Annotated in this window: 16 protein-coding genes, 2 tRNA genes, 2 pseudogenes and 1 CRISPR repeat array; of the genes and pseudogenes, 5 read left to right on the forward strand and 15 right to left on the reverse strand. The window is 56.8% G+C overall.

Going from position 1 to position 23,777, the window contains the following annotated elements; translation table 11 throughout:
• Positions 1-86 (forward strand): annotated as a pseudogene (locus EII23_RS10105) (IS5/IS1182 family transposase); the annotation flags it as partial.
• Between the two features lie 6 nt (positions 87-92).
• Positions 93-2,859: direct repeats of the CRISPR family, unit length 35 nt; unit sequence GTCTTAATCCCTTTTCAATTCAGGTCTATTTCTAC.
• Positions 2,860-3,255: 396 nt separating this feature from the next.
• Here the strand turns inward: EII23_RS10105 and cas2 are convergent.
• The 6 genes and pseudogenes from cas2 to EII23_RS12945 all read right to left on the reverse strand — a co-directional run bounded on the left by cas2 (position 3,256) and on the right by EII23_RS12945 (position 7,781).
• Entirely contained in the window at positions 3,256-3,525 is a 270-nt protein-coding gene (cas2, locus tag EII23_RS10110) for a CRISPR-associated endonuclease Cas2 (RefSeq protein WP_124793253.1), read from the reverse strand.
• A gap of 10 nt (positions 3,526-3,535) precedes the next feature.
• A complete protein-coding gene (locus tag EII23_RS13445; RefSeq protein WP_260424682.1) occupies positions 3,536-4,204 on the reverse strand; it encodes an IS4 family transposase in 669 nt (222 codons plus the stop codon).
• A gap of 308 nt (positions 4,205-4,512) precedes the next feature.
• Positions 4,513-4,647: pseudogene (locus EII23_RS13450) on the reverse strand (DUF4372 domain-containing protein); the annotation flags it as partial.
• A gap of 242 nt (positions 4,648-4,889) precedes the next feature.
• Positions 4,890-4,980: transfer RNA gene (locus tag EII23_RS10120), tRNA-Ser, on the reverse strand.
• Between the two features lie 75 nt (positions 4,981-5,055).
• Positions 5,056-7,251 (reverse strand): clostripain-related cysteine peptidase, encoded by a 2,196-nt coding sequence (locus EII23_RS10125; RefSeq protein ID WP_185702357.1) that lies wholly within the window; start codon positions 7,249-7,251, stop codon positions 5,056-5,058.
• Positions 7,248-7,781, reverse strand: coding sequence for a hypothetical protein (locus tag EII23_RS12945; RefSeq protein ID WP_185702358.1), 534 nt, complete (start codon positions 7,779-7,781; stop codon positions 7,248-7,250). The genes EII23_RS10125 and EII23_RS12945 overlap by 4 nt, the downstream gene beginning before the upstream one ends.
• A 617-nt stretch (positions 7,782-8,398) precedes the next feature.
• Between EII23_RS12945 and rpsB the strand changes: the two genes are divergently transcribed.
• Positions 8,399-9,187 carry a 30S ribosomal protein S2 gene (gene rpsB, locus EII23_RS10130; RefSeq protein WP_124793255.1) on the forward strand — a complete coding sequence of 263 codons (789 nt, stop codon included), beginning with the start codon at positions 8,399-8,401 and terminating at the stop codon, positions 9,185-9,187.
• A gap of 115 nt (positions 9,188-9,302) precedes the next feature.
• Positions 9,303-10,160: a translation elongation factor Ts gene (gene tsf, locus EII23_RS10135; RefSeq protein ID WP_124793256.1), complete on the forward strand. Its 858-nt coding sequence runs from the start codon at positions 9,303-9,305 to the stop codon at positions 10,158-10,160.
• 88 nt (positions 10,161-10,248) lie between these two features.
• On the opposite strand, the gene EII23_RS10140 is transcribed toward tsf, so the two are convergent.
• From EII23_RS10140 to EII23_RS10180, 9 genes are all read right to left on the reverse strand, one after another.
• Entirely contained in the window at positions 10,249-10,704 is a 456-nt protein-coding gene (locus tag EII23_RS10140) for an OsmC family protein (RefSeq protein ID WP_124793257.1), read from the reverse strand.
• 12 nt (positions 10,705-10,716) lie between these two features.
• Positions 10,717-12,312 (reverse strand): sodium:solute symporter, encoded by a 1,596-nt coding sequence (locus EII23_RS10145; protein ID WP_124793258.1) that lies wholly within the window; start codon positions 12,310-12,312, stop codon positions 10,717-10,719.
• Between the two features lie 395 nt (positions 12,313-12,707).
• On the reverse strand, positions 12,708-14,426 hold the full coding sequence (locus EII23_RS10150) for a sigma-54-dependent Fis family transcriptional regulator (protein ID WP_185702359.1): 1,719 nt from the start codon (positions 14,424-14,426) through the stop codon (positions 12,708-12,710).
• A gap of 281 nt (positions 14,427-14,707) precedes the next feature.
• A complete protein-coding gene (locus EII23_RS10155; protein ID WP_124793260.1) occupies positions 14,708-16,426 on the reverse strand; it encodes a glutamine--tRNA ligase/YqeY domain fusion protein in 1,719 nt (572 codons plus the stop codon).
• Positions 16,427-16,476: 50 nt separating this feature from the next.
• On the reverse strand, positions 16,477-17,364 hold the full coding sequence (locus EII23_RS10160; protein ID WP_124793261.1) for a tRNA (adenine-N1)-methyltransferase: 888 nt from the start codon (positions 17,362-17,364) through the stop codon (positions 16,477-16,479).
• A gap of 38 nt (positions 17,365-17,402) precedes the next feature.
• On the reverse strand, positions 17,403-19,841 hold the full coding sequence (locus tag EII23_RS10165; RefSeq protein WP_124793262.1) for a penicillin-binding protein 1A: 2,439 nt from the start codon (positions 19,839-19,841) through the stop codon (positions 17,403-17,405).
• 163 nt (positions 19,842-20,004) lie between these two features.
• Positions 20,005-21,027, reverse strand: a complete 1,023-nt coding sequence (locus EII23_RS10170; RefSeq protein ID WP_124793263.1) for an asparaginase — start codon at positions 21,025-21,027, stop codon at positions 20,005-20,007.
• Between the two features lie 3 nt (positions 21,028-21,030).
• On the reverse strand, positions 21,031-21,717 hold the full coding sequence (locus tag EII23_RS10175) for a metal-dependent hydrolase (RefSeq protein ID WP_124793264.1): 687 nt from the start codon (positions 21,715-21,717) through the stop codon (positions 21,031-21,033).
• On the reverse strand, positions 21,714-22,310 hold the full coding sequence (locus EII23_RS10180) for a UbiX family flavin prenyltransferase (protein ID WP_124793265.1): 597 nt from the start codon (positions 22,308-22,310) through the stop codon (positions 21,714-21,716). The genes EII23_RS10175 and EII23_RS10180 overlap by 4 nt, the downstream gene beginning before the upstream one ends.
• Before the next feature lie 162 nt (positions 22,311-22,472).
• On the opposite strand from EII23_RS10180, the gene EII23_RS10185 reads away from it, so the two are divergent.
• Positions 22,473-22,549, forward strand: a tRNA-Arg gene (locus EII23_RS10185).
• A gap of 235 nt (positions 22,550-22,784) precedes the next feature.
• Positions 22,785-23,657 carry a KilA-N domain-containing protein gene (locus EII23_RS10190; protein ID WP_185702360.1) on the forward strand — a complete coding sequence of 291 codons (873 nt, stop codon included), beginning with the start codon at positions 22,785-22,787 and terminating at the stop codon, positions 23,655-23,657.
• Positions 23,658-23,777: the final 120 nt, after the last annotated feature.

Below are 23,777 nucleotides of genomic sequence, written 5' to 3' on the forward strand. Positions count from 1 at the left end.
TCGCTACGCGCTATGCAAAACGAAGCCTTTCCTTCCTTGCCGCCGTGCAAATCAGGTGCATCTCATTGTGGGCAACAATAATTTGACGACACTATCTAATCCCTTTTCAATTCAGGTCTATTTCTACAGCTACACCGGGGGAACTCGTGTGGTGGATGCCACGGGTCTTAATCCCTTTTCAATTCAGGTCTATTTCTACGCTGCTGCCCTCAATCCTGATTGTGATCAACGTCCTGGCCGCGTCTTAATCCCTTTTCAATTCAGGTCTATTTCTACCTTCCTAATGCTCTGAAGACGGAAGCTGTAGTTACAGCGAAGTCTTAATCCCTTTTCAATTCAGGTCTATTTCTACATTGTAGTTACAGCTAACTACAGGGAGTGGAGGCATATCTTGTCTTAATCCCTTTTCAATTCAGGTCTATTTCTACCTGGGAGGCAGCGACCACGTTGGGAGCAAAGTACACAGGGTCTTAATCCCTTTTCAATTCAGGTCTATTTCTACAGAAGGTGGTGACAAAGATGGTGTTTGCAGGAGCCTTCGTCTTAATCCCTTTTCAATTCAGGTCTATTTCTACGGTCAGGCGGTGGCGCGCCGGATCGTAGGGGCTGCTGTTGCGTCTTAATCCCTTTTCAATTCAGGTCTATTTCTACCCCGGATTTTATTCCCTTCAACATGAGCAAGCTGGCGCTCGTCTTAATCCCTTTTCAATTCAGGTCTATTTCTACACGCGGGGAAGGGCAGTCTGCATCGAATCAACTCTATTCGTCTTAATCCCTTTTCAATTCAGGTCTATTTCTACAGTGCGAGGTCCATCCTTAACGCCAATTCCCTTGCCCTGTCTTAATCCCTTTTCAATTCAGGTCTATTTCTACTGTCGTGATGTGGTATATTCGGTACTCCGTATGGTGAGGTGGGTCTTAATCCCTTTTCAATTCAGGTCTATTTCTACTTATTACACGGATTGGTGGGGTGAAACAGATGCGCTTGTCTTAATCCCTTTTCAATTCAGGTCTATTTCTACACCAAGTAGTGAGACACCGAATCGGTGTGTCTGTCACAGTCTTAATCCCTTTTCAATTCAGGTCTATTTCTACGTGGTACACCAGCTATGTCTCCACTGGAGAATGCGGCTCTCGTCTTAATCCCTTTTCAATTCAGGTCTATTTCTACGTGATTATCGCTGGCTTGCTTCCGAGCTTTTCGAGATCGTCTTAATCCCTTTTCAATTCAGGTCTATTTCTACGATGCGCACAATATGTACGGGTTTCTGGGCGACCAGGCATCGTCTTAATCCCTTTTCAATTCAGGTCTATTTCTACGCAAGCAAAACCCACTATTTCGATGATGCCCAAAGTCTTAATCCCTTTTCAATTCAGGTCTATTTCTACGGTCAGATCTACAACAAGGTGGTCAACTTCCTCAACGTCTTAATCCCTTTTCAATTCAGGTCTATTTCTACCAGGAACAATTCGTAAAAAACCTGCGGTGGGCTCATAAAGTCTTAATCCCTTTTCAATTCAGGTCTATTTCTACGTCCTGACATGTCCTCCACCATGTCAGTCCTGTGGACAGTGGTCTTAATCCCTTTTCAATTCAGGTCTATTTCTACGTAGAGATACCACCCAGTATACCACCCAAAATACCGTTTGTCTTAATCCCTTTTCAATTCAGGTCTATTTCTACCGGCCGTGAGCACCACCATGCCGCCCGGCAGACCCGTGTCTTAATCCCTTTTCAATTCAGGTCTATTTCTACCCTCGCGGAGCTTCGGGAGCTGTGCCGCCGAAAGGACATCGTCTTAATCCCTTTTCAATTCAGGTCTATTTCTACATTGCTGTACTGGAGATGTTTCGCAAGACCATGGTTCAATGTCTTAATCCCTTTTCAATTCAGGTCTATTTCTACACATCGATTTCACTGGTCTTGTCACCCAGATTGGCTTCGTCTTAATCCCTTTTCAATTCAGGTCTATTTCTACCAGAAGCGATGTCCGTGGTCACGCTGATGGAGGCCTTGCGTCTTAATCCCTTTTCAATTCAGGTCTATTTCTACCCAGCGCGTCCACGGCCACAAAGCTCAGGGCGGTTCGGGTCTTAATCCCTTTTCAATTCAGGTCTATTTCTACGCAAATGCGTCATGCCCTTGGAGTCCACGGGCGACCATACGCGTCTTAATCCCTTTTCAATTCAGGTCTATTTCTACGCCGCAGTTGACATTTTTCCGTGGAGAGGGGCAACGTCTTAATCCCTTTTCAATTCAGGTCTATTTCTACATAGTTACACCCGCGAAGCAAGAGCTTCGCAAACGGCAGCGTCTTAATCCCTTTTCAATTCAGGTCTATTTCTACACACAATCTTTAGCTAGGACAACGAATGCGAGTTTGTGTCTTAATCCCTTTTCAATTCAGGTCTATTTCTACGGCGGCAAAATTTGAGATAACAAGCTCAAGGGCAAGGGTCTTAATCCCTTTTCAATTCAGGTCTATTTCTACCCCTCCGGGAGCGTTTGAATGCCGACGCCACCTACCAAAGTCTTAATCCCTTTTCAATTCAGGTCTATTTCTACGCCGCAAACGGCACATACCAACCGCCAGTATTTGGTCTTAATCCCTTTTCAATTCAGGTCTATTTCTACTTCCAACTACTTGCGTCCTAAACAAAAAACTGCTTTGCGTGTCTTAATCCCTTTTCAATTCAGGTCTATTTCTACAAGTGGGGCGAGCGCACATTTAGGCCGCCGACCGCCCGCGTCTTAATCCCTTTTCAATTCAGGTCTATTTCTACGAGCGCAAATGGCTGAAATTATTAAAGAACTACGAGAGTCGTCTTAATCCCTTTTCAATTCAGGTCTATTTCTACTTCGCCTTCTGGAAGCCCCGCCAGTTGCGGCTTTGCGGGGCATTTTTCGCGGATCTCGCGACATTGGCTCGTCATGAGGGCCCATTTTTGCATCCTCCCTTGTAACATGTTGATCTGTTTATCAAAAATTGTGCGCGGGTCTTGCGGAGCCTTCTTCACACATATCAAGCATTTTCAGCGGGTTAACAATTTTGCCCAATTTTGGCCCGACACCCGCGCAAAACAGCCCGAACGCTCTCTCTCCTTCTGTTGCAGGTTACCCCAATGCCCGAAAAAAGCAAAGCCTGCCCGAGTGAACCGTGACGCGCGCCGGGGGCAACGCCTGGAATGACGTCCCACGGTCCAATGGGGGGGCAGGTTGAAGGCCAGCCTGCCGCGGACAGAGCCTTTGCGTGCTCAAATGACGAGCCAGCGGGGAGACTTTACGGAAAAGCACACCTTGCCCATCCCGAATTTTTTGCCCTGGCAGTCGGCACACAGCGGAAAAATCTTGATGCCGTCCTCCTCAAGGTCAATGATGGCAGCCAGACGGCGCAACAGTTTCTGCAACTGCCGTTCATCCAGGCGCAGCTCGAACACCGATTTCTGCACCCGCTGCCCGTAGTCGGACAGTACGCGCGTCACCCTTTGCAAGCGGCGGGCATTGGGGGGATTACACCCCCTCATTGCTGTCCGGCTAATCCACCAAGTCTAACAAACTGAGGTTATAGGGATTTTCATTTTTTCGTCGTCGGGGATTCAGGAGTTCCTCCAGCGAAGCCGCACCGAGCAGGTTGAGCTGGATGAGTTGGAAAAGCTGCTGCACGGACAGCCCGGGGCGGCTGAGGAATTTCTGGTACGCAAGAAGCAAATAGACCGTCAGGGCCGTGTAGATCTGGATCAAAACCGCGTTTTCCGAGTTGCCGACAAAGCTCTTGATGCGCAGATTTTGTTTGATTTCCTTGAAAAAAAGCTCGATTTTCCAGCGCTCTTTGTAGATGTCGGCGATGGTTTTGGGACTCAGGCGGAAGTGGTTGGTCAAAAATTCGTAACGTTTGCCGCTTTCCGGGTCCCGGTAACCGATACGCCGCAGGCGCAGGGACGTTTTCCCGCTGATGACCTCGATAACGTGGTCGGATGTGACGCCGGTTTTGCGGTTCACCGGGCGGCGCTCCAGAAGTTTGTACACGGCGTTGCGCTTGAGTCGGGTCACGAAAAAGATGCCTTTTGCGCCGAGGGTCCGGAACCAGGGATAGCTGATGAAACCTTTGTCGAACACCACGATGGAGCCCTTGGGCCGCTCCAACGCTTTGGCTGCGCGGCTTTCATGGGTTCTGGCGTCCGTGACGGCCGCGAAGGCCGGGATATGACGTCATGGTCCAGCACGGTGTGCATCTTGATGCCGCCTTTGGCCTGCCGGAACGATGCCCAGGGAAAAAGCGACAGGCAAAGCTTGATGGTGGTGGCGTCCACGCTGAACAGCTTGGATTTGAAGCGGAACTTGTGTCCCGGAGTTTTTGCCGCGCACAGACCGTACATTTCGGCGAACAGATCCTGGAAAAAGCCCACAGGCCGGGAGTTGTTGGCGTCGGCAAATGTGGAGCGGGCCACGGCTTTCAGGCCCCAGTGATACAGGCGGTTCCCGGCCGCGCTCAGGCACCGCAGGCCATCGCGCATGGAGCGTCTTGCGGCAAGCTGGATGAAGGCCAGAACGGTGAACTGCTCCTTGAAGCCGAATTTGCGCGATGAACGCCCTGTTTTGTGTCGGTGTTCGAGCTTCTGGAAAACATGTCTGGGAATGACAGCAATGAATCAACAAAGAAAAAAATTCAGAGCACCTGATGCCCTGACAAATGCTGCAGAAGAGTTGAAAAAATTGATCGGAAAAAAATTCAAAAAATCAGCGGTTCCCGGCTTATTGCCCCGCATTTGCGCATAACCGGGGAAAACAAATCAAAAAGTTTTGCTGTGCTGATAAACGGGGCAAGAGCCTTTTTGGAGAACGACCGAACAGATTTGTGAGATGACATCCGGATGCCGCAAATGCGAGTTGGCGGAGGAAGAGGGATTCGAACCCCCGGACGGCTCACACCGTCAACAGTTTTCAAGACTGCCGCTATCAACCAGCTCTGCCATTCCTCCGCGCTCCGCCGCAGCCATTGCCGGACATCATTAGTAAGTTATTCCCCCAAAATACTCAAACAAAAAATTCTCCCGCTACTCGCTGTACACGGCCGTTCCGTCCTTCACTTCGATGGTGACGATCTGCGACATGGCGGAATTGTTCTGCACGTCCGTCATTTCAAACAAAAACATGAACTGTCCGTCGCCCATGTCCGTATCGGCAAAGACGATGTTTTCGCCAAGGGTAAAGGTGTCCGCCTCCATTTCCTGAAAATCCGCATGGTCATCGTCCACGGGCATGGCCAGGAAAATGGTGGTGATTGTGTCGCCTTTTTTCAGGCTGATGAGCGCCTTGTCCATGATATTTTCGTCATGCAGGCGGCGCGCGCCGAGAATTCGGTATTCCTCCTTCGCAAAGTCATAGACCACAAGCAGATTGCAGCGTACGCCGTTGAGCTTTACCGGGACGGCATAGTGGTTGCGCGCCTCATCCTGATGCGTGACTTCCATGTACACCAGATGTTCGTTCAAGGCGGCCCACCGCCCCTGAAAATTGTCCTTGAAAACGCCGTTCTCCCAGTCCGCCTCCATATCCGCATCTTTTCCCAGCAGCACGACAAGATCGTCTTCCAGGTCGAAGCAGGCGAGGTAAAACTGCACACTGTCCAGATGCCTGACACGCTCAGGACCGAGGTCAAGTCGCGCTTCGCCGCCATCGCCAACAGTGACGCGAAAGTCCTCCAGGGAAGAAATGTCCAGTTGCCGTAACGGCGCCACTGAGGCCGCCACAGCGTTGACGGCCGGTTCCATCAGCAATATGGCGTTGGCGGGAGCCTGCCCTTCCCGCCTCTGCCCCTCAAAAACGGCCGACAGGGCCGATTGCAGGGGAAACCAAGGGTTCTGGGCATCGCTCGGCCCCTGATGCCCTGTGGGCGGGCCATGCGGAGGACGCGAACCTCCCTCCGGCGCCGCACTTTGCCCTTCCGGCGCGGCTCCTTCCGGAGCGGGGGCATCGTCTTCGAGCGTCCGGGAGATGTCCGCGGAGATACGCTCAAGGTGCGCCACGGCGCTGTCCGCATCCAGAAAACCCAGCTGGAGCCCGTTGAGAACCAGAAAGGCGGTGATGTTTCCGGTCTGCATCATGGAGGCGAATCCGCCACTGTCGCCGTCAAAGGGATAGTAGACGGAAAGGCCGGACGGAGACCGACAGGGGCCGTGAACCTCATGGACGACCGCTTCGCCCAGAGCATCCAGAAAGTATTTCGCAAACTCCGGCAGAACTTTTTTCAGCCGCCGCACCAGAGCGCCGGCATCCACCATGTTGGTATACCCTTCCACACGGGAATTCACATAATTTTCCGAAGCCTTGGCCTGCCTGCCGTATGCGGCGTAAAAACTTTCGTTGTCCATGGCAACGGAAACAGCCTCAAGCCCCAAGGCGTTCCAAGTCAGGTTGAGCAGGGGAATTTTTCCCAGATCCACAAGGGAAAGCGTCGCATTGTCTTCCGTACCAGCCTGCCTGCACCCGTCAAGATATGTGTCGCAAATGATTCTGCCCAGTTTTTCCGGGCTCATGGACGTGTCCGCACCCAATGCCCCGGTCCAGGCAGCATAGCGCCAGCCGTTGGCAGGCTCCATTTCCTGCGAGGCCACCATGTATCGCGCAAAGCCGTTCACGGCCCCGGCGGTGTCCAAAGTCGCCATCAGGCAGGCGTCAAAGCCGATGATGTCAAAAGGCGGCCTTTCAACGGAGGCTGTGTACACCCGTGCGAAAGAATCCCTGATCTCTTTGAGAGATAACGCGTCAAAGGAAAAATTCTGGTCGTTGGCCACACCGCCGATGCTGCCGCCGCCGTGATCCCAGAAAATGAAGACCTGATGGTCCGCGCTGTGGTTTTCTTTGCAGAAGGCGAGAAAGGACGTCAGGTTTTCCGCGTCGCCCATGTTGGCCTGCGGCAGGCTGGCCTCCTTGTGGAGCCTGCCCCCGCGGTAGACATGGCGTTCGATATTTCCGGCGCTGATGCCGTATCCGTGCCACTTCCGGGCGCCGCCCGTCTGGATGACCACGCTCACATTGTCCGGCAGACGGGCGGAAAGCAGTTCCTCCAGATCGGCGGAAGCCGCGCCGAAATCCGTTTCCAGATCGCTGCCGCACAGATACCAGTATATGGCCCAAGTTTCCGCAGCATGGGCGCGGGCCGGGCACAAAAACAGCAGAAACGCGCAGACCAGCCAGAGACGCGCGGTCCAATGTCCCGGAGAGCGGATACGGAGCCTGGAGGCGCTCATTTCAGAAAAATCATGGGAATGCCTATCTGGAGCAGCACTCCCAGCGCCAGGGCCAGCCAGCACGCGGAGCCGGAGTTTGCGGGCTCCTGCTCCCGCCGCAGGGCAAGCATGCCCTGCACCGTGCGCTTGAGCGGCCAGAGAAGCAAAAGGAACACCCATGCGCACAAAAAAACCACCAGCGCCTTGCTGCCCGGAACCGCCCAGAACTGCTGCAGCATTTCCATGGGCGGCTGGCTTCCGGGAGAGAGCGCTTCAAATTTTTCCACAATGGCGGGGTCGCTTCCCATCCAGGCCGCAACACCCACAACGCCCGCAATGCCCAGCACGGCGAGCAGCAGGTTCAGCCACACTGTATTTATCTGCCACTGGGCATGGGCGCACGCTACGACATCTTCCGCCCTGCGGGCGCGGCCGCGCAGATAATACGCCAGAGCCAGCGCGGCCGCGCCGGCCCCCAGAAGCACCCCCCAATACAGCGCAAAAGAAAAAAGAAAAAGCAGGACATAGCCGACCCACAGGGAATTTTTCATGCGCGTTTCCTCCATATGCCTTTTTGCGTTGCGCGGTTGCGCCTGCAACCTGCGGCATGTCATATCCTGTTTGCAGCCGTCAGGCATCACCCCTGCAGGTTGTTCGGAAATTTTCCGCGCCCCCGCGGGAGATATTCGGTCCTGACGGACTTTTGCCGCTCCGCTCTCACCCCGCAGGATGAGGGTGCGAGTCCGGAAGGCGGGGCCGCCACACCGCCACCGCACGGCCCCGGAAAGATATTCCGGAAAAGTACATGGCATGACCGCACCGCTTGATACCGTTTTGTCGGCCCCCCTGCGGGAATGCACGCCATGCCTTGCGGCAGGCAGGCGCATCAGCGGCGGGCAACGCAAGGACGTGGCACAATGTTTTCGGCCTGCCCGGCAGCGCCGGCCCGTCTGCCGCCGTTTTTTTTGCCTGCCTTGGCGCTTGCAAGAAAAAAAACAATACGGTACACAAGCCCTTTCCATCAAGCACACTCAGGCAGCGGCCCGGGGTGCCCGGTGGGACAGCGCGGGGCGCTGTCCGTTTTTTTGCGTCTTGGGGTGGTCCCTGATGCAGGCCGGGTTGCAGGGTCAGGGCCTGGGTGGAAGAACAACCCTCCCGGAGGACGAACATGGCCTATGTCAGCATGAAGCAGATGCTGGAAACCGGCGTGCATTTCGGTCACCAGACCCGCCGCTGGAATCCCAAAATGCGCCCGTACATCTTTGGCGCGCGCAACGGCATCCATATCATTGATCTGCAGCAGACGGTAAAACTGTTCCGCACGGCCTACGACAAGGTGGTGGACACCGTGGCCAAAGGCGGCAAGGTGCTGTTTATCGGCACCAAGCGTCAGGCGCAGGAAGCCGTGGCCACGGAGGCCGGGCGCGCTGGTCAGTATCATGTGACCAACCGCTGGATGGGCGGCACGCTCACCAACTTCGTCACCATCCAGAAAAGCGTGGAACGCCTGAAAAAGCTGGAAGGCATGTTTGCCGACGGCTCCATCGGCCGCTACCAGAAAAAGGAAGTCCTGCTGCTGGAGCGCGAGATGCACAAGCTGGAGGAAACTCTGGGCGGCATCAAGAACATGGATCGCCTGCCCCAGCTGGCCTTCATCATTGATCCGCATCGGGAAGACATTGCCGTCAAGGAATGCCGGAAGCTGGGCATTCCCATTGTGGCCGTGACCGACACCAACTGCGATCCCGATGTCATCGACTACATCATTCCCGGCAACGACGATGCCATCCGGGCCATCAAGCTTTTTGTGACCGCCTTTGCCGAAGGCTGCATGGAAGGCGAAGCCATGGGCAAGGACCGCAAGGGCGAAGTTGCCAACGCCGAGGAAGCCATGCAGAAGGCCGCGGCCCAGGAAGCTCTTGCAGAGGAATCTCCCGAAGAAGAGGCCGCCCGGTAAACCATTTTTTGCGGAACGCGGCATGAGGGGCGGTACATAACCGCCCCTTTCCGCCCCGGCGGCACCCGATGACAGACAAACTCCGGCCCCTGTGCCGGACAGCGTGGAGCATACAATGGCTATCAGCGCCCAAATGGTGAAAGACCTGCGCGACAAGACAGGCGCAGGCATGATGGACTGCAAGAAAGCCCTGGACGAAGTGGGAGGAGATCTGGAAAAAGCCATCGACTGGCTGCGCCAGAAAGGCATTGCCAAGGCCGCCAAAAAATCCGGCCGCGCCACCAGCGAAGGTCTGGTGACCGTGGCGGAGAGCGCCGATGGCATGCAGGTGGCCATGGCTTCCCTGCTGTGCGAAACCGACTTTGTGTCCCGTGGCGAGCAGTTTCAGGCTCTGGCTGCCCAGGTGGCCCAAACCGTTCTGGAAAAAAATCCCGCTGACGCCGCTGCCCTTGAAGCCGCTGTGGGCGATCAGGTGACGCAGCTCATCGCCTCTGTGGGCGAAAACATGCAGTTGGGCGCTTTTGCCCGCTACAGCAAAGACTCTGACCGCGATCTGGTGGGACGCTATATTCACGCCAACAACAAGATCGGCGTGCTGGTGTTTGTGCGTTGCGGCAAGGCGGAAAGCGCGGGCAAGCCCGAAGTGCAGGAACTGGCCAAAAATCTGGCCATGCAGATTGCCGCGGCCAATCCCCTGGCCCTGGACGCCGCCAGCCTGGACCCTGCCGTGGTGGAGCGCGAACGCGAAGTCTACCGGCAGAAGGCGCTGGAAGAAGGCAAGCCCGCCCAGATTGTGGACAAAATCGCCGAAGGCGCGGTCAAAAAATTCCAGAAGGAAGTCTGCCTGCTGGAACAGCCCTTTATCCGCGACGACAAAAAGAGCATCGCGGACGTGCTGCGTGAAGCGGGCAAAGCCGTGGGCGACGACCTGACGGTCACCGCATTCTCGCGCATCCAGCTCGGCGCGGAATAGCGCGCTCTTTTCCCCAACCTCAAAGCGCCACCCCTGCTCTGCACGGGTGGCGCTTTATTGACGGAGCCTGCGGGCTTCCGCCTACGCTTCATACAGCAACGCTGTCCGTCAACGGATAAACGCACCTTTCGCCGTTGACCACAAAGCTGTATCGGATCTGGCTGGCGGCCTTGAGCATATTGGCTACGGAGCAGTATTTCACGGCTCCCAATTCAAAAGCACGAAGGAATTTCTTTACGGTCACCCCTTTGCCCTCAATCACATATTCCACATTGATCTCTGTAAAAATCTGCGGAATCTCCTCACGGCGCACGGCATCTACCCCAATATGAAACTTCGTGAAAGGAATGCGCATCTTGTTCAGCGCGTGCCCAACCTCGATGCCGGTGCAGCCCGCCAGTGAAATGAGCAGCAATTCCATGGGCCGCACACCTTCATGACGCCCCCCGTAGATGGTCGAAGCATCCATAATGACGGAGCGGTTTTCGGAATCTTTCCCCTCAAACACCATATTCCCTTTCCATTCAACACGAATTGTGGACATGGCAACCTTCCTTCACAAAATGGTATGTTGCGGGCGGTCAGTGCTGAGAATCAACGCGATCCAGGCAAAGAGCACGGCCAAAAAAGCTGTCATGCCCCATAGCCCGGTTTCGTACAGGCGTGTTCCGGCTGCGATCAGCACCACAAGCAATATCCCGGTGGCCAACAGAGAACCGTTGCGCAAAAGTGCTGCTCCGCCACGGGGATTGACCCATACCCATCCGCGCTCAGCCAGGGAAGCCACCGTTATGCCCAAAATATTGGCGGCCATGGCTACCCATACGGGATGAACCGTGAGATAAAAACTGTTGACTGCCCAGTCGCCCATCCAGTTCCAGACAAGCCCCGCTCCACATCCGGCCACCAGAGCAGTGACGGCGGCAAAAGGAGTAGCCACACCCCAGAACAATGCTGCCACCATGGGAGCGAATGTGGCTCCGTTGCGGGCAGTCCAGGCAAAAATATTCCACCATGCGGCCTGCTCGGAGCGCAGATACCCGAGAAGAATCATCAGTACCGTAAGGGCCAGTAACGCAAAGCGGGTAAAGCGAACCAATCTGTCGTCCGCAGCATCGGGAAACAGGGCGGAACCCACATCACGCCCCAAGCTTGTCGCGCCCGAAAACTGGCAGGGCGCACCCCATCCCAAAGCGCAGGCCCAGATACCCAGGGTGAACAGGCCGACAAGGGGCGCGGGCAACGTTTCCATCAGATACTTGGGAACAGCCACCAGACCTCGCCCAAGATTGGGCACAGCGATGGCGGCGGCAACGCCGACAAGGACACCCATGACAATGAAAATAACATTGAAACCCGCAGCGATGAGCAGCCCCCTGCGCCCTTCATCAGCACTCTTGCAGGAAAGAGACATCTGAAAGGCCGCCTGTGCCAACAAGACATTGATCAGAAATGTGCCGAACCATGCCAGGATCGTTTGCAGCCCCACGCTTGTCAGTCCGCCATATTTGGCGTTGGTTTGCAGAAACGCTGTCAGTGCATCGTAGCCTGGATTGACGTAGATGGCATAAATGGCCACGCCAAACATGGCCATAAAGACAAAAAAGTTGGCAGTCTGGGTCATGGCCACGGACCACATGCCACCCGCGCTCAAAAAAACATACATGAGGGCCGCGGTAATGACCACAGAAGCAAGCATGTCCAGTCCGGTGAGAGCATTGATGCACGAAGCGAAAGCGAGAGCGGTGGCTACGGACCACATGGGAAAGGTGATAGCCGTGATGGCTCCTGCAATTCCCTTGGCCATGCGCCCATATTTGTCGCCTATCAAACCGGAAATGGTGACCATCATTCTTTTGCGGAAGGGACCGATAAGCACCAGTGCGATGATAAGCACATGGGTCAGTTCCGCAACACCGTACCAAACAGCAGAAATTCCGGTGAGATACGAAAGTTCAAGAATCGCGATATAGGTGGAGCCGGAAAACAGGCCTGTTATGCAAAAGGCTACTGTCCAACGGCTGAATTGTCGTCCCCCCACAAAGAAATCTTCTCCGGCCTGGGCTTTTTTTCTGGCAATCTGGCTCATACCGATAAGCAAAAGCGTGTAGGCGAGGGCCAACCCGAACATCCAAAATGCCGCAGATGTCATGTTCACCTCCTGTCTGAAAACTGTTTGCAACACTGTTTGTCGCACTTGCCTGTCCAACAAGCGGGACAGTACCATCAACACTTTTCGGCTGTTACCAAGCTGCGCAGTGAACAGGTTTGAGGTGTGATTTTTTCCACCTGAAGCAAAGACTGTTCCAAAACCATCATACAATATCTATTTGATTTTATATCATAAATTTTGAATATTCCTGATTGGGTCCCTATGCCCCGCAAAAATGCGACCCTTGCGAGGAAAATACAACATCTTGTGATTATTGATACAATTTCAGAAAAAAGGAAATGGTTCAAAACAAAACCAGCGGTTTTGTTTTGAACCATTTCCCGCACCACGGGGTAAACGGGTCAAGAGACGCTTTTCATTCTGCCGCGTACGGTTCAGTTTTGAACCGAAAGCCCATGCTCTCGCATTTTGCGCAATAATGTCGCGTGCGATATCCCCAGTCGACGAGCCGCCGCACGAATACCGCCAGCGGTGGCCAATCCGGCCTCAAGGCATTGCCGCTCGAAGTGTTTGACTTGTTCACGCATGGAGGCGGTTTCCGAAAAAACGCTCCCGGCGGGAGCAATGCTCTCCCACACCGTGGCGCAGTTGCCCGCAGAAAGACTGGCTATGGTCAGACGTTCCGCGAAGTTGCCCAGTTCGCGGACATTCCCCGGCCAAGGATAGGCCAGCAGCATGCGCGCTTTTCCTTGGCTGATCTGATATTTCGTAGAGTATTTTTTGCCAAAAAGATTCAAAAAATGCTGCGCCAGCGGCAGGATATCTTCTGGACGCTCGCGGAGCGGGGGGATATTCAGTGGAATCACGTTCAGACGATAATACAAATCTTCGCGAAAGCTGCCTTCACGCACCATCTTGAGAAGATTTCGGTTGGTCATGGCGATAATGCGCACATCCACTCTGACCGGCTTGCGCCCGCCGATACGATAAATCACGCCCTCCTGCAACGCGCGCAACAGTTTGACTTGAAGGGAAAGATCCATTTCTCCCACTTCGTCAAGCATGAGCGTGCCCTCGTTGGCCACCTCCAGCATGCCTGCGCGACTGAAAGTGGCCCCGGTAAAACTGCCCTTTTCATATCCGAAAAGCTCTGCTTCCTGCAGGTGCTGCGGAAGGGTGCCACAATTTATCTGCACCAGCGGGCCGTTGCGCCGGGCACTGTGGCTGTGGATGTGCATCGCCAAAACTTCTTTTCCCGTGCCTGTTTCGCCGGTGATAAGCACCGTGGAGTCCACACTGCCCAACCCTTCGGCTTCTCGCAGCAGTCTTCGCATTGCCGGGCTGTGGGCTATCACTTTTTTGTTTTTGGGATAGGCCTCCCGAAATGCGGCAAGGCGCTGGCGAGTGCTTTCTGCTTCTTCCTGCAAGCGAAGAATTTCTGTCATGTCACGAGCGGAGAGTACGCAACGAAAAAGTTTTTTTGCCCCATCGAACAAGGGAGTCATGGTAAACACAACTTGCTTTCCGTTACAGTTTTTCAGCAGCAGGCTGTGGCTTTTTTCATGAGCCAGGGTTTTTTGGAGAAGACCTGCCATCGCCGACATGCCCGGAGAAGACGGAGAAGAAATACTGTCACAATCCGGTAACAAGCTGCGGATTTTGTCGTTATGAAACAGGGGATGCCCGTTTCCGTCAAAAATACTGACACCATCGGTGACGCAGTTGATGACTTCGCTCAACTCCTGATTGTGAGTATCGGCATTGCAAAAAGCCTTGTAAATCTTGTGTATCAACTCCTTTTTTGTCAAAACACCTACCAGTCTGTCACTGTGATCCAGAACAAGCATTCTGTCGATGGGCATACTGCAAGCCATACCGAATGTATCGTCATTGCGGATGCTCACCAAATCTGTGTCCATCACTTCGCCAATAGGCGTATCGAACGATTTTCCTTGACGCACTGCTTGTACAAGCTGAAATACCGTAAGGATGCCCCGCACTCTTTTTTGCCCATCCAGAATAGGCACACAGTTCACTCCATGCCGCTCGTATACCGGGAGAGCATCTTTCAGCCGATGCTCCGGCGTCAGCGTTTCGGGGTTGTCATGCATGACCTGCTCGACAAGCATTTTCTCTTCTGGAGAAGCACTCATGGATATCTCGTGTGCAGAGGGGGCGCATTCCCAAAGTTGCGACCACATATCAGGATTACAATCCGGGCGGCAAAAAAAATTCTCGCATATGTGCGTGCAAGGTTTGACATCACAAAGCAGCTATGCCGCGGGCTGGAAGACGGGCGGGAAAAGCCTGCAGAACTCTGCCCACAGTGAAGGGCAGCGTATTCTGGCAGGATGCAGAATCACCTGACGGAAGAGAGGCCCGGAAGCCTGTGGATCAAGCCCTCATGCCGCGCGAAAGTACCTTGAGGCCAGCGTTACTGCCCTCCGGCGTTTTTTTCCATCTTTGCCCAGGTATCGCGCAGGGTGACAGTGCGGTTGAACACAGCCCGTTCGGCGCTGCTGTCCTTGTCCTTGCAAAAGTAGCCCAAACGCTCGAACTGCACGCACTTTCCCGGTTCAAGGCTGGCCAGGGCAGGCTCCAGCAAACCGGAAGCGAGCGTCAGGGATGCGGGGTTGAGGCAGTCCAGAAAGTTCTGGCTGGCCGAAGGGTTTTCTGCCGCAAAAAGCTGGCCGTAAAGGCGGATGTCGGCCGGGAGGGCGTGGGCTGCAGAAACCCAGTGAATGGTGCCCTTGACCTTGCGCCCGTCAGGGCTTTGCCCGCCGCGGCTTTCCGGATCATACACACAGCGCAGTTCCGTTACCCTGCCCGATGCATCGGTCACGGCCTCGCGGCAGGTAACAAGGTAGGCGTAGCGCAGGCGCACTTCCGCTCCCGGCGACAGGCGGTGGTACTTTTTGGGCGGATCCAGCCTGAAATCATCACGCTCGATATACAGCTCGCGCGCAAAAGGCACTGTGCGACTGCCGTAGGCAGGGTCTTCCGGGTGGTAGGGCATGTCAAATTCTTCCATCTGGCCTTCGGGATAGTTTTCAATGACCACCTTGAGCGGATCCAGAACGGCCATGACGCGGGGAGCGTGGGCGTTGAGATATTCGCGGATGCAAAATTCCAGCAGGGCGTATTCCACCACGGAATCGGCCCTGGCCAGGCCGATACGCCGACAGAACTGGTGCAGGGCCTCGGGCGGCACCCCGCGCCGGCGCAGGCCGCTCAATGTGGGCAGGCGCGGGTCGTCCCAGCCGCTGACATGGCCTTCGCTGACCAGTTGGATGAGCTTGCGCTTGGAGAGTACGGTATGGGTCACGTTGAGCCGGGCAAACTCGATCTGCTGCGGATGGTACAGATCCAGCGTATCCAGTATCCAGTCGTACAACTCGCGGTTGTTGACAAATTCCAGCGTGCAGAGCGAATGGGTGATGCCCTCCAGAGAGTCTGACAGGCAGTGCGCATAGTCGTACATGGGATAGATGCACCAGTCTGTCCCTGTGCGGTGGTGCGCGGCATGCCGGATGCGGTACAGGGTGGGGTCGCGCATGACCAGATTGGGGGCAGCCATGTCGATTTTGGCGCGCAGCACGCGCTCGCCGTCGGCAAATTCTCCGGCCCGCATTCTCCGGAACAGGTCCAGATTTTCCTCCACGCTGCGGTTGCGCCACGGGCTTTCGCGGCCCGGTTCTGTCAGCGTGCCGCGGTACTCGCGTATCTGGTCCGCCGAAAGGTCGTCCACATAGGCCTTGCCCAGAGTGATGAGTTTTTCGGCACAGGCGTAGAAGTGCGCAAAATAGTCGGAGGCATGGAATTGCCGGTCGTCCCATTGGCCGCCCAGCCAGCGCACGTCTTCGCGTATGGCGTCCACATACTCGGTTTCTTCCTTGGCGGGGTTGGTATCGTCAAAGCGCAGATTGCACAGGCCGCCGAACTCCGAGGCCACACCGAAGTTGAGGCAGATGGACTTGGCATGCCCCAGATGCAGATAGCCGTTGGGTTCCGGAGGAAAGCGCGTGTGCAGGCGGCCGCCGTAACGGCCGGAGGCCATGTCCTGCATGATGCGCGTGCGGATGAAGTCCACTCCGGCCTTGTCCTGCCCGTGGGATTCTGCGGTGGTTTGGGGGGCGCTGCTGTCAGAAGTCATGTTCCGCTCCAGAAGTCTGTACGCCGGGCGTGACCCGCCCATGCCTGTGGTTATGCGTCCGCCGGGGCCGGACTGTCGTCAGCCGGAGTGTCCGCCATGTCCTGCCGGGCCTGACGGGCGGCTTCCTGCTTGCGCTCGCGCGTGCCCAGGGGCCTGCGCGCCGCGAAATCCTCGTTGTGCTCCTGCCAGCGGGCAAAGACCAGAAAGCCCGTGTGCGCGTTCATGCGGTCTTCCGGCCGCAGGCGGTCGGCCACGGGCTTCCAGTGGCGCACAAGAATTTCGCACACCTCCACATGGGCAAAGGGGCCGCTCTCCATCCCCAGCAGCAGGCGGGAAACCTGATCGGTGGTGGGCAGCAGAAAGCCGAAGGCTGCGCCCGGCCGCACGGCCGCCACGGCCTGATCCAGATATTCCCACGGCGTGCGCACGTCCAGAAAAAGGGCGTCCGCACCGCTCACGGCAAAACCTTCGGCCACATCGCGCTGGTGCAGTTCCACATTGGCGCCCACGCCGGCCCACTCCAGATTGCGGCGGGCCAGCGCCAGAAATTCGGGGCGCGCCTCATGGCTGACAACACGCCCTGTGGGGCCGCAAAACCATGACAGGGCCGTGGTCAGGCTGCCGGAACCGCAGCCCGCTTCCGCAATGGTGCGCCCCGGCCCGGCGCCCAGGCGCAGGCAAATATAGGCGATATCCTTGGGGTAGATGATCTGCGTCTGGCGTTTGAGGCCCGTGAGGCGGTCGTGCAGCGTGGCTTCCAGCACCTGCACGGGCACATCCTGGCTGGTATACAGCACGCTGCCGAAATCCGCCGCAGCCACCCGTGCGGCAGGGAGGATGCCGTCATTGCTGTGCCAGTCCTGATTTTCCGTCAGGCGTTTGAGGTATCTGCGCCCTCCGGGGGTAACGTAGACAACAAGCGATCCGTAGGGAATCATGCGTTTCCTTGTTTTTCAGTATGGTGCGGCAAAAAGGATCAGAACATCTGGCGCATGAGTTCCTCGCCGTCGTCCGCCGTGGCCGCCACAGCACTGTCGCTGGTGCTGTCGCCCGTGGCCGCCATGCCCTGCATGGGCAGGTCGGTACGATAGGCCACTCCCTCGGACAAGGCAATGCCGGGCGGCATGGCAAAGTCATCGGCAGGATATCTGCCTTCCACCTCTGCACGGTAGTAGCGGAAGATGGGCGCCGCCGTGCGTCCGCCCTGCTCCTGCCTGCCCAGGCTCTGCACCTGATCGTAGCCCACATAGACGCCGGTGGACAGCCAGGGCGAAAAACCCACAAACCAGGTATCGCGCTCCTCATTGGTAGTGCCTGTTTTGCCCGCGATGACCCGCCCCTCGACTCTGGCCCGGCCCCCGGTTCCCGCAGTGACGACCTTTTTGAGCAACGTGCTCATGATATAGGCATTCTGCGGGCTGATGGCCTGCCAGTGCTCCACGTCCTGCCGGTAGATCTCGCGACCTCTGGCGTCAGTGATGGAGGTAATGATGCGCGGACGCACACCCAGGCCCTGGTTGGCAAAGGGAACATAGGCCTGGGTCATGTTCAGGGGCGAAACATCCACAGCCCCCAGGCTGATGGCCAGTTCGTGCGGAAAGTTGGGCTCAAGCCCCAGCGCCTTGGCCCTTTCCACCACATTGGCGATGCCCGTCTGCTGCGCCACGCGCACAGTGCAGGTATTGCGCGAAAGCGCCAGCGCCGTGTGCAGGGGAAGCTCGCCGCGATAGTTCTTTTCGTAGTTGGAAGGCCGCCAAACCTCGTTGGTGTACGGATTGACATAGACAAAAGGTGCGTCCAGAACAGTGGAAAAAGCCGTGAATCCGAAATCCAGCGCCGTGGAGTAGACAATGGGCTTGAAGCTTGAACCGGGCTGGCGCCGGGCCTGTGTGGCACGGTTGAAGTGGCTGTTGCCGAACTGGTAACCGCCGATGAGGGCCACCACATCGCCACTTTGGGTCTCCACCGAGGCAATGGCCCCCTGCACTGCGGGCTCCTGCTGCAGAAGCAGGGCAATGGCCTTGTCCTTTCGCGCGTTTTGCGGATCAAAGTCCACTGTTTTTTTGACTTTTGCTCCCTTGGGGCCGGTCTGCACCATCGTTTCCGCCGCCGCGCTGACCCAGACCACATCGCCAGGGGCCAGCGCCTGCCGGGCATCCCTGAGCGCAGGGGCCGCGGCTGCGGGCACTTTGGGATTGGGCTTTCGCGCCCAGGACATATTGGCAACAGGGATCACGCCCGTATAGCCCTGCCCGAGCTCCACGCGGGCCTCCCTGGCTTCCACGGCGCTGACCAACGCCCGAACCCAGTTGCCCCCCGCCAGATCCGAAGGGGAAAAGGAACTTTTTTTCAGAAAGTCCTGCTGCTTTTCGGCGTCAAGCTGTTCCAGCGGTCCCCGCCAGCCCTGGCGTTTGTCCAACTCCCGCAGGCCGCGCCGCAGCGCGTCGCCTGCTGCCGCCTGGTGAACGGGGTCCATGGCGGTCTGCACTCTCAGGCCAGCTTCGTACACAAAGTCTTCGCCGTACTTGACGGTTTCCACCCCCAGAGCCTTGAGGTTGGCCTCGGTGAAAAACTCGATGAGCAGGCGGCGGGCTTCTTCCAGATACCAGAGGGCCGCGCCGGAGGTTCCGTCGGGCATGCTCCAGTATACCAGAGGCTCCCTGGCGGCGGCTTCATATTCCTCCCCGCTGATCCATTGCAGGTCGCGCAGGCGTCCCAGAACATACATCTGGCGTTTTTTGGCTTCATCAGGGCGGCGAAAGGGATTGTAGGTGCTGGGCGCCTTGGGCAGCCCGGCAATGACCGCGCTTTCGGCCAGGGTGATGTCCGATGCGTGCTTGCCGAAATAGGTGCGGGCGGCCGCCTCCACGCCGTGGGCGTGTTCGCCCAGATAAATCTGGTTCAGATAGATGGTCAGAATCTGGTCTTTGCTGAAATTTTTTTCCAGTTGGTAGGCCAGCAGGGCTTCCTTCATCTTGCGGGTATAGCTGCGCTCGGAGGTCAGCAGAAGCTGCTTGACGAGCTGCTGCGTGATGGTGCTGCCGCCCTCGCCCTGGCGACCCTTGCGAAAATTGTTGATGGCCGCGCGAAAAATGGCCACAGGATCCACTCCCATGTGGCGGTAAAAGGCATCGTCTTCCGCAGCCAGAAAGGCCAGCGGCAGATGGCGCGACATGTCCTTGAGGCCGACGACAAAACGCTTTTCGTGGTACAGGGTTCCCAGGGTGGAACCGTCGCGGGCGAGGATGACCGTGGCCTGCGGCTGCTTGTATTCCGTAATGTGGCTGATGTCGGGCAGATCGCGCGACGCCCAGTAAAAGAGCATGGCCGCCGCGCCGCAGGCCAGCACGCCCCCGGCAAAAAAGACCGCCAGTGACCAGAGAAAGGTTTTTTTCAGAATCCGGCGCATGTTCATGGCAAAAGTTCGCCTTGTCGGGCATTGTGCGCCCGCGGTTTTCAGGTGCGCACGCGGGCTTTCCTCCCCTGCAGAGCGAAAGAGAGCAGCGGAAAGCCCCCGGCAGCGCGACTGTAGGACGGCATACCGCTTTTGTCCAGATCATGGCTCCGGACGTGTTTTTTCAGAGTTTTCCGCCCACGGCGAAAAGCTGCCGGAGATGCCGGAGGCGGAAAATGGCATCGTCACTTTGCGCCGTGCCCAGGCCCAACATGAGCAGCACGCGCGCCTTGGCCGCAGAAAGCATGCCGCCGGGGATGAAGTCGGCATATTCCTCCAGCGGCGTCACCGGGCCGGAGCCGGTGCGGCTGGTGCGCACCACGGGCAGCCCTGCGGTCATGCCGGTACGCAGTTCCCGGCAAATGCGCTGCGGCATGGAACCGTTGCCCATGCCAGCCAATACAATGCCCTGCGCCCGCTCCAGAGAATGCCGGGCCAGATCTTCGGGCATGCCCGCGCAGGCGTACAGAATGTCCACCCGCGGCAGTTCCGGCTGCCCTGTGAGGGCCGCACAGGCTCCACTGAGCGGCGGGGCATGCTCGTTGCCGTGATAGAAATGCGGCTCGCCGTTGATGACACGGCCCAGACAGCCGGACTCCAACGCGCGGAAGGCTTCCACATCCAGGGTAGACACCTTGACCGCCGCACGGGCCGCAAGGATGCGCCCGTTCATGACCAGCAGCACTCCGCGCCCGTATGCCGCCGGGCAGGCCGCCACGGCCACGGCATCCCGGATGTTGATGGGGCCGTCGGCACTCAGGGACGTGGCGGGACGCATGGCGCCGGTGAGCACAACGGGCTTGCCCGGCGGCAGAACAAGGTCGAGATAAAAGGCCGTTTCTTCCAGAGTATCCGTGCCGTGGGTCAGCGCCATACCGCAGAAGTCGGGGTTCGCCAGAATCTCCGCACATTTTTTGCCCAGCACCGCCCAGTCCTTGGGCGTAATGTTTTCGCTGGGCAGATTGCCCCACTGCACACCGGCGATGCGCGCCACGCCGTCAATGCCGGGCAGGCTTTCCAGCATGCGCTCCACAGGGAGCACACCGGCCTGATAGCTGATCTGCTCCAGCGGCGTGGAAGCCACTCCGGCGATGGTGCCGCCTGTCGCCAGCAGGGCCACCTGCGGCAGGGTGGAAGTCGATGCCATGATCTAGCCGAAATGTGCGCTTTCGCCGGGGCGCATGTCCACACAGGCACAGGACAGGCGCAGCTTTGCCAGCGCGGCCTTGAAGGCTGCGGTATTTTGCTCCAGCACGGGGAATGTGCCCCAGTGCATGGGAATGACCGCCTTGCAGCCCAGAAGCTTGCAGGCCAGGGCGGCCTGCGCGGCGTCCATGGTGAAGACGCCGCCGACAGGCAGCAGGGCCACATCAATGTCGTACAGGCGACCCCACAACTCCATGCCGCTGAAAACGCAGGTATCGCCTGCGTGGTAGACCACAAGGCCGTCGGGCATGCGCACGATGTATCCGGCGGGCGAGCCGGAGTCGCTGGAGTGAAAAGCCGGTGTCATGGTTACGGCCACGCCCTTGTGCTCCAGCGTGCCCCCCATGTTGAAGCCGATGCCGTTGAGAATCTGCCCGTCCGGAATCCCCGCCGCCGCAAGCTTGTCCGCCGTGCCCACGATGGCGCCCAGCATGGCTCCGGTGCGGCGGCAGAGGGCCACGGCATCGCCCACATGGTCGGCGTGGTCGTGGGTGACCAGCACAAGGTCGGCATGCCCCGCGCTTTCCGCGCTGTGCCCGCAGTCTTGGGAAAAAAAGGGATCAATGATCACCGATGCCTGCGGCGTGCTGATCTTGAAGGCCGAATGGCCGTACCAGATAATCTCGCTCATGGCGTGTCCTCATGTCCGGTAGTGCCTGCCCAGCGTTCCAGCCGGTGCGACAGGTGTATCTGATCCAGAATGCGGCCGCAGGTCTGGACAAGCATGGCGTCAAGACTTTGCGGCCGCAGGTAAAATCCCGGCGAAAACGGCATGATGACGGCGCCGGCTTCGCGCAGGGCCAGCATGTTGCGCAGGTGAACAGCCGAAAGCGGACTTTCGCGGGTAACCAGCACCAGGGGCAGGGATTCCTTGAGGGCCACGTCCGCCGCGCGCTGCACAAGATTGCGCGTGGCCCCGCTGGCCACAGCGCCCAGGGTGCCCATGGAACAGGGCACCAGCAGCATGGCCGCTGGCTCGCGGTTGCGCCGCCACCATGAGCCGCTGGCCGGGCCAGCCGCCAGATCGTCAGGCTGGTAGACCGTATGGGCGCAGGATGTCAGAATTTCCGGCCCTGCGCCGCACTCCGCGCGCAACACCGCGCATGCGCCGCTGGAAACGACACAGTGCGTCCTGACCCCGGGCATGCCCGCCAGAAGGCGCAGAAGACATGCCGCCAGGGGCATGCCGCTGGCTCCGCTGACGCCCACCAGAATATCGCGCATGCTTCCCCCTCGCGTGTTCGGACGCAACGCGCCGCCATGCCGCTGTTTGTAGCCGACAATCCCCGGACATGCAAATGCGCGCCCGGATCGTGCCTGGGAGATGCGCGCGGGCGGCATGCGCCTTGACAGCACGGAGCGCAAGGCATATCAAAGCATTCTGATGCGCCCGTAGCTCAGTTGGATAGAGCGTTGGCCTCCGGAGCCAAAGGCCACAGGTTCGAATCCTGTCGGGCGCGCCACCTGGCAGCAAGCCCTTGCGACACGACGCGCAAGGGCTTTTCTGCATGCAAATTTGTAATCCCCGGCATGAAACGGAAACGGGCGGCATGGGCGCTACTTTTGAATACATCTCCACAACTGGGGAGATTGCAGAGTGAAGATGCGGCAGGGCTGACTGCCAATTTTAAACTGGACGTGTCGTTAACTGTTGTTATAGCCTGTATTTTCAACAAGAATACCCTTGGGAAGGGAACCATGCCCAAACAGATCAAGACCACAATCCAGGCAAAAGGACTCAGTATTGCCTTGCACAGCACCTCGCAAGCTGACTACATTAGCCTGACGGATATTGCAAAATATAAAAGTGATGCGCCTGCCGATGTCGTGAAAAACTGGATGCGCTCAAGGGAAACCATTGAATTTCTTGGGCTATGGGAGCAGTTGAATAACCCGGATTTTAAACTGGTCGAATTCGACCAGTTTAGAGCCGACGCAGGGCGTAACTCGTTTGTTCTCTCCCCTCAAAAATGGATCGCGGTGACAGGAGCCATAGGAATCCAATCCAAATCAGGGAGATATGGGGGCACCTTCGCTCATGTAGATATTGCGATGGAATTTGCCTCATGGGTTTCCCCCGAGTTCAAACTTTATATAATCAAAGATTATCAGCGCCTCAAGAAAGACGAAAGCCATAAGCTGTCTTTGGCTTGGAATGCAAAGCGTGAATTGGCTAAAGTTAATTATCGCATTCACACTGACGCCATAAAATCTCATCTGCTACCAAAGCATCTTACCCATCAGCAGATAAATTTTACATATGCAAGTGAAGCTGACATTCTAAATATGGCATTATTCGGAATAACAGCCAAACAATGGCGTGCTCAACACCCTGATTCTGAAGGAAATATCAGGGATTATGCTGATATTTATCAACTTATTATCCTTGTAAATCTTGAAAGCATGAATGCTGAATTGATTAAACAGGGTATACCGCAGGAAGAAAGACTGGAATATCTCAATAATATGGCCATTGATCAAATGAATTCACTTATCAATAACTCATCTGTTCAGAAACTTAATTTATCTATATGTGATACGCCGCATACTCTCAATAAGGATAATCTATGATTGCACACGAACTGACAAATTTGAATGAATGCTCCACCGGCTAAAGCCGGTGGTATCGGAAACAGCTAAAGCTGGCGATTGCGGATGAAATCCGCCGACAGCTTGGCGGGTTGGCAAAAG

Origin of the sequence: Desulfovibrio sp. OH1186_COT-070 (genome assembly GCF_003860215.1) — a bacterium.
Taxonomy (GTDB): Bacteria; Desulfobacterota; Desulfovibrionia; order Desulfovibrionales; family Desulfovibrionaceae; genus Desulfovibrio.

Bases quoted from the DNA above. Each gene is read 5' to 3' on its own strand.
- cas2 (WP_124793253.1), bottom strand. From the start codon at position 3,525: ATGAGGGGGTGTAATCCCCCCAATGCCCGCCGCTTGCAAAGGGTGACG.
- EII23_RS10125 (WP_185702357.1), bottom strand. From the start codon at position 7,251: ATGAGCGCCTCCAGGCTCCGTATCCGCTCTCCGGGACATTGGACCGCG.
- EII23_RS12945 (WP_185702358.1), bottom strand. From the start codon at position 7,781: ATGAAAAATTCCCTGTGGGTCGGCTATGTCCTGCTTTTTCTTTTTTCT.
- rpsB (WP_124793255.1), top strand. From the start codon at position 8,399: ATGGCCTATGTCAGCATGAAGCAGATGCTGGAAACCGGCGTGCATTTC.
- tsf (WP_124793256.1), top strand. From the start codon at position 9,303: ATGGCTATCAGCGCCCAAATGGTGAAAGACCTGCGCGACAAGACAGGC.
- EII23_RS10140 (WP_124793257.1), bottom strand. From the start codon at position 10,704: ATGTCCACAATTCGTGTTGAATGGAAAGGGAATATGGTGTTTGAGGGG.
- EII23_RS10145 (WP_124793258.1), bottom strand. From the start codon at position 12,312: ATGACATCTGCGGCATTTTGGATGTTCGGGTTGGCCCTCGCCTACACG.
- EII23_RS10150 (WP_185702359.1), bottom strand. From the start codon at position 14,426: ATGAGTGCTTCTCCAGAAGAGAAAATGCTTGTCGAGCAGGTCATGCAT.
- EII23_RS10155 (WP_124793260.1), bottom strand. From the start codon at position 16,426: ATGACTTCTGACAGCAGCGCCCCCCAAACCACCGCAGAATCCCACGGG.
- EII23_RS10160 (WP_124793261.1), bottom strand. From the start codon at position 17,364: ATGATTCCCTACGGATCGCTTGTTGTCTACGTTACCCCCGGAGGGCGC.
- EII23_RS10165 (WP_124793262.1), bottom strand. From the start codon at position 19,841: ATGAACATGCGCCGGATTCTGAAAAAAACCTTTCTCTGGTCACTGGCG.
- EII23_RS10170 (WP_124793263.1), bottom strand. From the start codon at position 21,027: ATGGCATCGACTTCCACCCTGCCGCAGGTGGCCCTGCTGGCGACAGGC.
- EII23_RS10175 (WP_124793264.1), bottom strand. From the start codon at position 21,717: ATGAGCGAGATTATCTGGTACGGCCATTCGGCCTTCAAGATCAGCACG.
- EII23_RS10180 (WP_124793265.1), bottom strand. From the start codon at position 22,310: ATGCGCGATATTCTGGTGGGCGTCAGCGGAGCCAGCGGCATGCCCCTG.
- EII23_RS10190 (WP_185702360.1), top strand. From the start codon at position 22,785: ATGCCCAAACAGATCAAGACCACAATCCAGGCAAAAGGACTCAGTATT.